Annotated in this window: 16 protein-coding genes and 1 tRNA gene; 13 read left to right on the forward strand and 4 right to left on the reverse strand. The window is 61.1% G+C overall.

Annotation, left to right across the window (positions count from 1 at the left end):
• From BTO32_RS07720 to BTO32_RS07735, 4 genes are all read left to right on the forward strand, one after another.
• Positions 1–900 carry a DUF1365 domain-containing protein gene (locus tag BTO32_RS07720; RefSeq protein WP_076724041.1) on the forward strand — a complete coding sequence of 300 codons (900 nt, stop codon included), beginning with the start codon at positions 1–3 and terminating at the stop codon, positions 898–900.
• On the forward strand, positions 888–2,165 hold the full coding sequence (locus BTO32_RS07725) for an SAM-dependent methyltransferase (RefSeq protein WP_076724042.1): 1,278 nt from the start codon (positions 888–890) through the stop codon (positions 2,163–2,165). The genes BTO32_RS07720 and BTO32_RS07725 overlap by 13 nt, the downstream gene beginning before the upstream one ends.
• Before the next feature lie 76 nt (positions 2,166–2,241).
• The gene (gene xthA, locus BTO32_RS07730) at positions 2,242–3,054 is read left to right on the forward strand and encodes an exodeoxyribonuclease III (protein WP_076724043.1); all 813 of its coding nucleotides are present in this window, start codon (positions 2,242–2,244) and stop codon (positions 3,052–3,054) included.
• 23 nt (positions 3,055–3,077) lie between these two features.
• Complete coding sequence (locus tag BTO32_RS07735; RefSeq protein WP_076724044.1) at positions 3,078–3,710, forward strand: TetR/AcrR family transcriptional regulator; 633 nt, start codon at positions 3,078–3,080, stop codon at positions 3,708–3,710.
• Here the strand turns inward: BTO32_RS07735 and BTO32_RS07740 are convergent, their stop codons facing one another.
• On the reverse strand, positions 3,711–4,121 hold the full coding sequence (locus BTO32_RS07740; protein ID WP_076724045.1) for a phasin family protein: 411 nt from the start codon (positions 4,119–4,121) through the stop codon (positions 3,711–3,713).
• A gap of 342 nt (positions 4,122–4,463) precedes the next feature.
• Here BTO32_RS07740 and BTO32_RS07745 point away from each other — a divergent pair, with 342 nt between their 5' ends.
• Genes BTO32_RS07745 through hemH form a run of 4 tightly spaced genes read left to right on the forward strand, consistent with a single transcriptional unit; the run spans position 4,464 to position 6,966 of the window.
• Positions 4,464–4,901, forward strand: coding sequence for a YeeE/YedE family protein (locus BTO32_RS07745; protein WP_076724046.1), 438 nt, complete (start codon positions 4,464–4,466; stop codon positions 4,899–4,901).
• A 5-nt stretch (positions 4,902–4,906) separates the two neighbouring features.
• Positions 4,907–5,332, forward strand: coding sequence for a YeeE/YedE family protein (locus BTO32_RS07750; protein WP_076724047.1), 426 nt, complete (start codon positions 4,907–4,909; stop codon positions 5,330–5,332).
• Positions 5,333–5,376: 44 nt separating this feature from the next.
• Entirely contained in the window at positions 5,377–5,808 is a 432-nt protein-coding gene (locus BTO32_RS07755; RefSeq protein ID WP_076724048.1) for a protein tyrosine phosphatase family protein, read from the forward strand.
• A 39-nt stretch (positions 5,809–5,847) separates the two neighbouring features.
• The gene (hemH, locus tag BTO32_RS07760; protein WP_076724049.1) at positions 5,848–6,966 is read left to right on the forward strand and encodes a ferrochelatase; all 1,119 of its coding nucleotides are present in this window, start codon (positions 5,848–5,850) and stop codon (positions 6,964–6,966) included.
• Positions 6,967–7,276: 310 nt separating this feature from the next.
• On the opposite strand, the gene BTO32_RS07770 is transcribed toward hemH, so the two are convergent.
• A tRNA-Ser gene (locus BTO32_RS07770) sits at positions 7,277–7,367 on the reverse strand.
• A gap of 212 nt (positions 7,368–7,579) precedes the next feature.
• On the opposite strand from BTO32_RS07770, the gene BTO32_RS07775 reads away from it, so the two are divergent.
• The 5 genes from BTO32_RS07775 to BTO32_RS07795 all read left to right on the forward strand — a co-directional run bounded on the left by BTO32_RS07775 (position 7,580) and on the right by BTO32_RS07795 (position 9,783).
• Complete coding sequence (locus tag BTO32_RS07775) at positions 7,580–8,281, forward strand: Bax inhibitor-1/YccA family protein (protein ID WP_076724050.1); 702 nt, start codon at positions 7,580–7,582, stop codon at positions 8,279–8,281.
• Positions 8,282–8,387: 106 nt separating this feature from the next.
• Entirely contained in the window at positions 8,388–8,804 is a 417-nt protein-coding gene (gene tusD, locus BTO32_RS07780; protein WP_076724051.1) for a sulfurtransferase complex subunit TusD, read from the forward strand.
• Positions 8,805–8,806: 2 nt separating this feature from the next.
• Positions 8,807–9,160: a DsrE family protein gene (locus tag BTO32_RS07785; RefSeq protein ID WP_076724052.1), complete on the forward strand. Its 354-nt coding sequence runs from the start codon at positions 8,807–8,809 to the stop codon at positions 9,158–9,160.
• Positions 9,161–9,169: 9 nt separating this feature from the next.
• Positions 9,170–9,454: a sulfurtransferase complex subunit TusB gene (tusB, locus tag BTO32_RS07790; RefSeq protein WP_076724053.1), complete on the forward strand. Its 285-nt coding sequence runs from the start codon at positions 9,170–9,172 to the stop codon at positions 9,452–9,454.
• A gap of 2 nt (positions 9,455–9,456) precedes the next feature.
• Entirely contained in the window at positions 9,457–9,783 is a 327-nt protein-coding gene (locus tag BTO32_RS07795) for a TusE/DsrC/DsvC family sulfur relay protein (RefSeq protein WP_076724054.1), read from the forward strand.
• 4 nt (positions 9,784–9,787) lie between these two features.
• Here BTO32_RS07795 and BTO32_RS07800 read toward each other — a convergent pair whose 3' ends face one another.
• Together BTO32_RS07800 and nfuA are read right to left on the reverse strand one after the other, a co-directional pair.
• A complete protein-coding gene (locus BTO32_RS07800; RefSeq protein ID WP_076724055.1) occupies positions 9,788–10,954 on the reverse strand; it encodes a DUF445 domain-containing protein in 1,167 nt (388 codons plus the stop codon).
• 237 nt (positions 10,955–11,191) lie between these two features.
• Complete coding sequence (gene nfuA, locus BTO32_RS07805; protein ID WP_076724056.1) at positions 11,192–11,779, reverse strand: Fe-S biogenesis protein NfuA; 588 nt, start codon at positions 11,777–11,779, stop codon at positions 11,192–11,194.
• Positions 11,780–11,799: the final 20 nt, after the last annotated feature.

The raw sequence follows: 11,799 nt of genomic DNA on the forward strand, positions 1-11,799 counted from the left end.
ATGGCCAGTCAATGGCTTGAAGGCACGATAAGACATCGCCGCAACTTCCCGGTCCAGCACGAATTTCGCTACAACATCGGCATGCTCGCCCTGGACCTTGACGACTGGCCAACCGTGACCAGGATCAGCCCGCTCTTTTCCCAGGAACGGTTCAACTGGCTGGGACTGTACCGCCGGGACTACCTGGATCCGGAAGTACCCAGCCTGCGCCAAGCGGTATTCAACCGCGTAAAAAGCGCCACCGGCTGGGCTCCGGACGGTCCGGTCGAGCTGGTCACCCACCCGCGCTATCTCGGCTACATCTTCAACCCGGTCAGCTTCTACCTGTGCTATGAACGCGGGTGTAACCCGGCAGCAGGCGCCACACCCCGGGTGATTGTCGCCCAGATCACCAATACGCCCTGGCAGCAGCGCCACGTTTATTGCCTGGAATGCCGTCCGGCGGTAGCCGGTTCGGATCACGCCTGGCATATCGAGCGGTTTGCATTCAGCAAGCGTTTCCATGTATCTCCCTTCAACGGCATGAACCAGCAGTACCGGTGGCTATTCGGTTTTCGGGGCGGGGAGATGCGCATTCACATGAACGTGGAGGAGGACGGCCGCAAGCACTTTGATGCCACGTTGGTGGTCCGGCGCACCCCTCTTGATCGTAAAACTCTGCACCGGAGCCTGAGGCGGTTTCCCCTGGAAACCCTCAAAGGCATGGCCGGCATTTACTGGAACGCCCTGATACTGAAGCTCAAGGGGGCTCCATTCCACCCTCACCCGGACACACTCGACAGGAGCGACGGTACATACCGGCTCGGCGCCGAGGATCGGGGCCGGGACGTCACGGAAAAGTCACCAACCGCACAGGACACCCCCGATTCGGCAGGAAGGGTCAGCTCATGGAGAACCTGAATACCTCGATTGATCACCCTCGCAGCGGCCGCCAGCGGCTTTCATTGATCAGCCGCACGGCGAAAAAACTCGTTTGCCTGCAATTGTCGCAGCTTGGCCATGGCCGCCTGGTGATCCGGGACGCCGGCGGTGGCGAGCTCGTGTTCGGCGATGGCGACGAACGCTACCCCCAGGCCGAGCTGGTGATTCGCAACCCCAGTGCCTGGCGGGACCTGGTGACCGGCGGCAGCATTGGCGCCGCGGAGTCCTATGTGGCGGGCGACTGGAGCTCTCCGGACCTGACCGCCCTGCTCCGCTTCTTTTCCCGCAATATCGACACCATGAACCGCTTTGAAGACCGGTTTGCCTGGGTCAGCAAACCGGCGCTCAAAGCCCTGCACTGGCTGAATCGCAACACCCCGGAAGGTGCCCGCAAGAACATCAGCGCCCACTACGATCTGGGCAATGAGCTGTTCGGGCTGTTCCTGGACCCGACCCTGATGTACTCCGCTGCCATCTACCCCCATGAAGATGCGACTCTGGAACAAGCGGCCGTCCACAAACTCGATATCATTTGCCGGAAACTGGATCTGCGCCCGGAGGATCGGGTGATCGAAATCGGCACCGGCTGGGGCGGGTTCGCCATTCACGCGGCAAAGCATTATGGCTGCCGAGTCACGACAACGACCATTTCCCGGGAACAGCTGGAACTGGCCCGGGCCCGGGTGCACGCCGAAGGACTGGCGGACCGGATTACGCTGCTGTTCAAGGACTACCGGGATCTGGACGGCCAGTACGACAAGCTGGTCTCCATCGAAATGATTGAGGCGGTGGGACCACAGTTCCTCGACAGCTACCTATCCCGGATCAGTCACCTGCTGAAGCCAGGCGGACGGGCCCTGATCCAGGCAATCAACATGCCGGAACAACGCTACCCGCGGGCATTGAAGAATGTGGATTTCATCCAGCGCTACATTTTCCCGGGCAGTTTCATTCCTTCATTCGGCGCCATCCTGGCCTCGATGGGCCGCGAGTCGGACCTGGTGCTGACCCATCTTGAAGATTTTGGCGATCACTATGCCCGGACCCTGCGCGACTGGTGCCGCCGCTTCATGGCGCGCCATCAGGAACTGGAAACGCTGGGGTATGACCCGGTCTTCCAGCGGCTCTGGCACTTCTATTTCGCCTATTGCGAGGCGGGTTTCAGCGAACGGGCGATTGGCGTAGCCCACTTGGTAATGGCCAAGCCGGCCAACCGACGTGCCGCACGCCCGACCCCTGAATAGCCGCCCGGGACCGGCGGGGGCAGCGCCGGACGGTTGTGTTAAACTCCCGGGAAATTCCCCCGGAGACTCCGAAGTCATGATGTTTGTGTCTTTCAACGTCAACAGCATTCGCACCCGACTGCATCAACTCGAAGCCGTGGTCAGGGACCTGCAACCGGATGTGATCGGCCTTCAGGAAACCAAGGTGCAGGACGAACAGTTTCCCGTCGAGGAAATTCACCAGCTCGGCTACCGGGTTCATTTCCATGGTCAGAAAACCCATTACGGCGTGGCCCTGCTGTCGCGGGAGGAGCCGGACAGCGTGCTCAAGGGCTACCCCTGGGACGGCGAGGACTCCCAGCGCCGGCTGATCACCGGCCACTTTACCGTCAACGGTCAGAAACTGACCGTCATCAACGGCTACTTCCCCCAGGGCGAGAGCCGGGACCACCCGGTCAAGTTTCCGGCCAAGCAGAAGTTCTACGCCGACCTGATGCGCTATCTGGACGACATCCGCGCGGAGGGTGGTCATATCTTGGTGATGGGCGACATGAACATCTCCCCCACCGACAAGGATATCGGTATTGGTGAGGACAACCGCAAGCGCTGGCTGCGGACCGGTAAATGCAGTTTTCTGCCGGAAGAACGGGAGTGGCTGAGCCAAGTGGAAAGCCGGGGGCTGACCGATGTGTTCCGCCATCTGCACCCGGACGAAACCGAGACCTTCAGCTGGTTCGACTACCGCAGCCGTGGTTTTGAGCGGGAACCCAAACGGGGACTGCGTATCGACCTGATCCTCGCGAGCGATGGCCTGCTGGAGAAAGCCGTCGACGCTGGGGTATCCTACGAGATTCGCGCCATGGAGCGGCCATCGGACCACTGTCCGGTCTGGGCCCGCTTCGACCTCTGATCCGACGCGCGTCCGGGCGCCCCATGAAAAAAAATAAAACACGTGACCGCATTCTCGATGCCAGCCTGATGCTGTTCAACAGCATCGGCGAGCCCAACGTCACCACTTTGCTGATCTCCGACGAGCTGGAGATCAGCCCGGGCAACCTCTACTACCACTTCAAGAGCAAGGGCGACATCGTCACGGAGCTGTATGAACGTTTCGAAAGCGAAATGGCGGAGCTTCTGGCCGTACCGGACGATGCCGTCATCAGCCTGGACCAGTACGGATTCTTCGCACATGTACTGTTCGAGACCGTGGCCCGCTACCGGTTTCTCTATCAGGACCTGGTCAACGTACTGTCACGCTACCCCCAGCTTCAGCCCGGATTCCAGCGCCTGCTGAGCCGGAAGCGACGCGCTTTCCAGCGGGTTTGTCTGAGCTTTCAGGCCCAGGGAACCATGGCCATTGCCGAGGAGGAACTTGATTCCCTATGTGAACAGTTAACCCTAACATCCTGTTACTGGGTTAGTTTTGACTCCCTATCCCATCTGGATGAACGGGAGTCGGTGGATCCTGGGCGGGGTGTCTACCAGATGCTGCGGTTGATCCAGCCTTACCTGTCGCCGGAAGAGCACGAGCAGCTCCGACTGATCAGTCAGGACTACCGCTGCTGACTACTCTTCTTCATCCTCCCCGCCTCGCAGACGGCGGAGTTCCGCTTCCAGAGCATCGATCCGGCGTTGCAGCGCCTCGATGTCCTCCCGGCGGGGGATACCCAGTCGGCGGAGCGCACCGGATACCCGCTGATCAAACATGGTTTCAAGCTTGTCCCAGGTGCCGGAGGCCCGTTCCCGTACGCCCTCCACGCGGTCTTCCACGGACTTGATCTGCTTCTCGACCACGCCCCGGGTTTTGCTCTCCAACTGCTCTCCTTCCTGCACCAGGCGCTCAAAGAAGCGCCCGGCGTCTTCCTCCGCCTTGGTGTAGGCGCCCAACCCGGCCAGCCAGATCTGCCGGGCGGAATCCTTGATCCTGTCGGCCAGCTGGGAGTCGCTCTCGGGTTTGCGGTTTTTTTCGTCAGACATGCCGTTTCCTCGCAGGGTGTGCGTCGGGACCGCCATTGTATTACAGCCCGGGGGCGATTGCAGTCGGCCGGGAAGCCGCATCAGTAAAGGCCGCAGTATAACCACGCACCCGATATGAAAAAATGTTTTCAAAGCGTGGGGGGCGTTTCTTGAACTGTTCAAAATATAGTCAATACTTCCCATTACCGGCATCTGATGGATGTCGGTTTGTCTGGAAGTCTTTCATGGATACTACTCGCACGCCTCTGCCCGGCATCCTTCGCCGGGCTTTTTTTATGGTAATATCGCCCATATTTATAAGCTTATTCCAAATCAACCATTCGTCAGATTCGGAGTTGCTGAATGATCGATATTGCCTGGAGTCACTTCACTCCTTGGTCGGCTTTGGCCGGCGGCATCCTCATTGGGCTGGCGGCCGCCAGCTTTCTGCTGCTGAACGGCCGGATCGCGGGAATCAGCGGTATTCTCGGCGGCCTGCTTTCCCCCTCCCGGGGTGACATCGCCTGGCGGATTGCCTTTTTGGTTGGACTGATCGGCGCACCCGCGGTGTGGTGGCTGGGAGGCGAATGGCCTGCCATCCGGATCGAGGCCGGTTATCCGGCCCTGATCATCGCCGGCCTGCTGGTCGGGCTGGGCACCCGCTATGCGTCCGGCTGCACCAGCGGCCACGGCGTCTGCGGCTTGTCCCGGCTGTCTCCACGTTCGCTGGTTGCCACACTGAGCTTCATGGCCGCCGGCTTCATCACCGTCTATATCCTTCGTCACGCGCTTGGAGTCTAGTCACCATGAAGTATTCCATTGCCTCACTGTTTGCAGGTCTGCTGTTCGGTCTTGGCCTGATCGTATCCGGCATGGCCAACCCGGAAAAGGTGCTGGGATTCCTGGACATCGCTGGCCTCTGGGACCCCTCCCTCGCCTTCGTCATGGGCGGCGCCATCATCGTCGGCATCGTGGCTTTCACGGTTGCCCGCCGACGCACCCTGTCATTCCTCGGCTTCAACATGAAGGTCCCCAGCCACAACCATATCGACAAACGGCTTGTCCTTGGTAGCCTTGTGTTCGGAGTCGGCTGGGGAATCGCCGGCTTCTGCCCTGGCCCCGGTTTGGTTGCGCTCGGCGCTGGCGAAGCCAAGGCCGCCGTGTTCGTTGCCTCAATGGTGGCCGGCATGGCCATCTTCGAGATCATCGAACGCAACCGGGCCAAATCCTGACGATTTCTGATACCTTAAGCGCACGACGTTTCCGGAGGAACACCATGGATATCCGCAAGATCGACGACTCGCTCTCAGTCTCACCGCAAATCCGAGTGGAGGATGTTGCCGAGATCGCACGGCTAGGCTTCAAGACTCTGGTCGCCAATCGTCCCGACCGGGAGGAACCTGGCCAACCCTCGATGGCGGAGATCGAAGCGGCCGCCAAGGCCCATGGGCTCGACTGGGTGTATCTGCCGGTGGCCTCCGGTAACATTACCGACGAAGACGTCGAGCGCTTTGCGCCGATGATCCAGGGCGCGGAAAAGCCCGTACTGGCCTTCTGCCGGTCGGGCACGCGCTGCACCATCCTCTGGGCGCTTAGCTCGGCGCCGACCCTGCCGGCCCTGGAAATCATCCAGAGGGCCCGTGGCGCAGGCTATGACCTGTCCGGCCTGGAGCCGAGGATCGCACAGCACGCCCGAAAATCGAGTTAACCACCAGCCCCCCAGGGGTGCACCCGCAGGAAAGGCTTGATGAAGTACAAAGGCATACGGAATTTCCAGCACGGTCAGACGGAACGCATTGGTATACTGATCACCAACCTGGGCACGCCGGATGCCCCAACCCCCTCCGCCCTGAGGCGTTACCTGGCGGAATTCCTGTGGGACCCGAGGGTCGTGGAGGCACCGCGTCCACTGTGGTGGCTGATCCTGCACGGCATCATTCTGCGTGTACGCCCACGCCGGAGCGCAGCGGCCTATGCCAAGGTCTGGCAGCCGGAGGGTTCGCCCCTGCTGCTCCATACCGCCAGGCAGGCCGAGGGGATACGGGAGGCCCTCCGGGAGAGTCATGGCCAGAACCTTGTGGTCGCCTTTGCCATGCGCTACGGCAACCCGTCCATCGCCACCGCTCTGGATGAACTTCAGGCCCAGGGCGTCAGCAAACTGCTGGTGCTGCCGCTGTATCCCCAGTACTCGGCATCCACCGCCGGCTCGACCTTCGATGCACTGGCGGCGGACTTCACCCGGCGCCGCTGGTTACCGGACCTGCGCTTCGTCGCTCACTACCACGACTTCCCGCCCTACATCGAGGCGATGGCCCGCCACATCGAGGCGCACTGGGCCAATCATGGTCGCAAGGAAAAACTGGTGCTGTCCTACCATGGCGTGCCGTTCAGGTACCTGCTCCAGGGCGACCCTTATCACTGCGAATGCCACAAGACTTCCCGCCTGCTGGCAGACCGCCTGGGGCTCTCCGACGAGGATTACATCACCACCTTCCAGTCCCGTTTCGGGCGCGAAGAGTGGCTCCAGCCCTACACCGACGAAACCATGAAGGCGCTGCCGGGCCAGGGGGTGAGATCCGTGGACGTGTTCTGCCCGGGCTTCTCCTCCGACTGCCTGGAAACCATTGAAGAGATCAACGAGGAAAACCGCGGCTACTTTCTGGACGCCGGCGGTGAAAGCTTCAGCTACATCCCGGCGCTGAATGCAACGCCCGGACACATAGAGGCACTGGTGAAGCTGATCGAGGAGAACCTAAAAGGCTGGACGCTGCCCGATAACCGTCCGGAAACGCTGGCCCAGCGTCAGCAGCGGGCCACGGCGATCAAGAACGCGAACTATCCCGGTCGGCCTCTGGATCAGCTCTGACTCCTTCTTTGTCGTCCAGCGACGGTACGGCCTGACAGAAGGTACACTCACCCAGGTCTACCGCCGCGCCCCCGGTTTCCACATAGCGAATCCTGGCCCGGGCCTGCCCGCGATTCGCGGACACCGAGAACTTTCGGTTGTCCCGCTCAAGCGCTTTCTCATCCGACGACTGGCTCATAGGCACCTCCTCCAGAAACAGGTCCATGATGCCCTACGGTCGGGGCCAAGAGCAAAAAATCAAGGGAGCGGCCGGGACAGGAGCGTCCAGCTGACAACTGCAGGGAAAGCGTACGTACAAAGAAAGGAAAAATGGCGGTGGGCCAGGGATTCGAACCCCGGGAAGGCTCATCACCTTCGGCGGTTTTCAAGACCGCTGCATTCAACCACTCTGCCAGCCCACCGTCTGGAACGCCGCCGCGATCACGACAGCGGTGTGCATGATACCGGAATTCCCTGCCCTGTCAACGCCCTGCATAAAATGAACGGGGCTCAAACATTAACTCGTTTTAATGGAATCCAGACGGCGCTTTTCTGTCGTAAATGATTGAAAGTTGAGAATCGGACATTATGATTGTTACCAACAGACCCAGTCGTTACTGAAACGGAGATGACAATGGAAGACAGACGATTCGGCGTTCAGCACAACCAGGGTGCGTATTCTGTATCCCAGGCCGAGCGCGCGACAACCACCGGCATTGACGCCGAAGCCATGAAGGTGCTGCGCAACACCTATATGTTGCTCGGCATGACCCTGGCATTCTCTGCCGTAACCGCCTTCCTGAACATGAACGGAACCCACCCGGGCTTCCTCGTGACCATCGTGGGCTACGTGGCACTCCTGTTCGCCACCTACAAACTGAAGAACAGCCCCTGGGGCATTGTAACGACCTTCGCCCTGACTGGCTTCATGGGGTACACCCTGGGCCCCATCATCGGCGCGTTCGTGGCCGCCGGCGCATCCCAGATCGTGGCCCAGGCCCTGGCCCTCACCGCGATTGCCTTCGTGGGACTCTCGGCCACGGCGATCATTACCCGCAAGGATTTCAGCTTCATGTCCAGCTTCCTGACCGCCGGCGCCTTCGTGCTGCTCGGTGCCATGGTGCTGGCGATCTTCATGCAAAGCTCCGCGCTGCAGCTGGCCATTTCCGCAGGCTTTACGGTGTTCGCGTCACTGATGATCCTGTTCGAGACCAGCCAGATCATCAAGGGTGGCGAACGCAACTACATCCTGGCCACCGTCGGCCTTTACGTTTCCATCTACAACCTGTTCCTGAGCCTGCTGCAACTGCTGGCCGCCTTCAGCGGCGAAGACTGACCGCAACCAGCTCCACGGCAAACAGGAACTGTCTGAGCCCCGGCCTTGCCGGGGCTTTTACGTTAGGTAAACTGAACACCTTTCCCGACAACCCCGGTTGAGCCCCATGCAGGAAGTCACACCACAGTCCTATACCCTTGTCATCACCGGCGCGCCCTATGCCTCCCAGGCGCCGCAAACCGCCCTTGAATTCGCCCGGGCGGCGCGGGCCAGCGGCCATCGAATCAAGCGCGTATTCCTGTACGGCGACGGGGTGCAGCTGGCCTCCGCACTGACCGCGCCCCCGTCCGACGAAAGCCATTGGCCGAGGGTCTGGGCGGAATTTCTGACGTCGGAAGGGATCCCCGGCATTGTCTGCATCGCTTCCGCGCTGCGCCGGGGCCTGGTCGACGAAAACGAGCGGAAACGCCACGAACTGACCGCCAGCAACCTCCGCCCGCCGTTCATCATTGCCGGACTGGGCGAGTGGGTTGAGGCCCAACGAGGCGATTCCCGGGTCCTGTACTTCCACGGAGCACGCTGAGCATGAGTCGTACCCTGATCATCGTTGATACCCCTCCCTACGGCAGCTGGGGTGGCCGGGAGGCTTTGGACATGGTCTTTTCCCTGGCCGCATTCGACCAGGAAGTCAGCCTGCTGTTCCTGGACGCCGGAGTCCATTGGCTACGCAAGGGCCAAGCCCCGGAAGACATTCGGCAGAAGTCGGCGGAACGGAACCTGTTGGCAGCGCCGGTCTTTGGCGTCGAGGCACTGCTCGCGGACGACGGAGCCTGCCAGACCTACGGCCTGAGCGAAGACCGCCTGCTGGACGGGGTCACCCGGGTCACCGCGGACGCGGCGCTTCTGGCCGGCTTCGACCACATTGCCTTTGCCAGTTAGGAACGCACCATGCACGAGATCCAAACACTGCACATCGTCAACAAGGCGCCCGACCATCCGAGATTCCGACGCTGCCTGGCGATGCTGGCGCCTGGCGACACCCTGCTGTTGATCGAGGATGCCGTACTGGCCACAGGCCTGAAGGCGCTGGCCGCGGATGTGCCCTGCCTCGCACTCGCCCCGGACCTCCGGGCTCGGGGACTGGAGGTCAGCACGGGCCAACGCATCGAAACCACGGACTATGCCGGCATGGTGGCACTGACCGCCAAAGCCCGGCGCGTAATCAGCTGGTGACTATGGACAACGCAACGCTGCCAACCAGAAACAACGAAGGCTTTCTGGAGAATGCCTGGGAGTGGACGCCGGAGGTGGCGCAGGCTCTTGCCGCCGAGGCGCACATTGATCTTACAGAAAATCACTGGGAAATCATAAAGTTCCTTAGAGATTTCTACAAAGAGCATGAAGTTTCTCCGCCTTCGAACCGGCTGTTCGTGAAAGCCGTCAAGGAGCGCTTTGGCGAGACAAAGGGAAACAGTATCTACCTGATGCAGCTGTTCCCTGGCACGCCCGCCAAGACGGCCTGCAGGATAGCCGGCCTGCCCCGGCCCACCAACTGCCTGTAGGGGTTCAGAACGGCAGATGGCCGAGGAAGGCAAACTGGAGCAGCCCCGCCAGGGCTCCGAACACGCCGCCCACCACCATCAGCCGGAATTCTTCCTCCTGAAAGGCGGGCCGGAGAATGCCCTGAAACGCCTCCGGCTCCAGCGCCTTCATCTGGCCCGCCAGCACCCTCGCCACGACCGGGGCCCGCTCCCGATTGAAGGCGGGATCGGCGAACACTTCTCCAGTCGCATTCACGGCGGTCTGATACATCGCTTTTTTCAGCTCGGTGTAGCCGGTCACGCCGACGGAGACCTGGGCCATCAGGCGCATCGCCGGTGAGCTGTCCAGCAGGGGGCGCAGATGTTTCTGGATCATGGCACGGGTCCGGTCGCCCTGGGCACCGTGGATCATGGCGTCGGCCACGCGCTCGACGGTGATCAGCTCCTCCGCCACCAACCTAGCCCACACCTCACTGATTTCCGGCTGACGCCTCAGGAACAAGCCCTGAACGTTCCAGAACAGGAACCTCCGGGGCATGGCCGGGCTGAAGATCAGGTGAATGGCCAGCCAGTTGGTCAGAAAACCCACCAGGAAGCCCCCCACCGGCAGCACCCAAGGCTCTGGGAATCGACTCCAGAGCGGCACCAGGGCCGCCCCCAGCAAGCCACCGATGACAGCGCCAAGGTGGATTACCGACTTCAACTCCACCGAGCCGGCCTGCTGAAAGATGCGATTCATCAGATCCGGATGGCGTCGCAGCTCCCGGCTGAGCAGTGCCTTCAGGTCGACCAGGTCATTCAGGTCGTCCCGGAAATCATCCACCAGCGCCTCGATTCGCGATGGCAGCTGCTGCCGGGCCCAATCGTAGACCCGGTTCCGGAGAAACAGTGGCAGGTTGTCCCAAAGCACCGGATGGGTCTGGTACATGATTTCGTCGATGTATTCATCCACCCGAGGGCCGATCTGAGAGATCACCTGCTCAACGATGCGCCGGGGCTCCAGTTCCTCGTATACCGCGTTGAGATCACCGAACGCCTGCAGGGTCCGGTCCACACAGATGTGAGCCATTTTTTCGGCCTTGCGGGGGATCACCCCCTGCCATTCGAGGCGGCCAAGCCCCAGCGGACGTACCGGGTAAAAGGACATCTGGATCGCCAGCCAGTTGGTTGCCCAGCCGGTCACGGCGGCCATGATGGGAACCGACAAGAGTGTTAGGTCTACCAAGCATTACCCCGATTCAATCTGCGCTTGCCTTCCGACGATCATCCGGCCGTGGTGGATGGCGAAGAAGTGTAACGGACCGTCGTTTTCAGTTTGATAACGCATCATGACGGATAGGCAAGACACGGACATTGGCCACGACGCCAGGGCAAGCACGCAATTGCGGCAGCCCGCCCCGGCTTCCGGAGCGGGCTGGGGAGACAGGGATTATTGATAGTAGGCGTTTTCGGTGTTGGAGTGGTCAGTCACATCCTTGACCGCAGTGATCTCGGGCACCCGTTCCTTGAGCGTGGTCTCTACGCCCTGCTTGAGGGTCAGGCTTACCGCCGAGCACCCCTGGCAGCCGCCGCCGAACCGAAGCACCGCCACCGAACCGTCGACAATCTCCACCAGGGACACCTCGCCCCCGTGTGCCGCCAGGTTGGGATTGATCTCGGATGCCAGCACATAGTTGACGCGGTCCGGTAACGGCGCATCGTCGTCGATTTTCGGAACTTTGGCGTTGGGCGCCTTGATGGTCAGCTGCCCCCCCATCTGATCCTTGGCATAATCAATGTAAGCGTCTTCCAGGAACGGCACGGAGTTGTGGTCGACATAGAGGATGAACTTGCCCAGATCCATCGTTTCATCGGTGGGCACCACTTCGTTCGGAGGACAGTACGCCAGGCAGGTCTCAGCGTTGCGGGTGCCGGGCTGGGTCACGAAAATCCTGACGCCCATGCCTTCGACATCCTGCTTCTCGATCAGTTGCGCGAGGTAGTCTCTCGCGGAGTCGGTAACAGTAACCAGTGCCATCTTTCCTACCCGTTGGAACA

The organism is Marinobacter lutaoensis, from assembly GCF_001981305.1.
Classification (GTDB): domain Bacteria; phylum Pseudomonadota; class Gammaproteobacteria; order Pseudomonadales; family Oleiphilaceae; genus Marinobacter; species Marinobacter lutaoensis.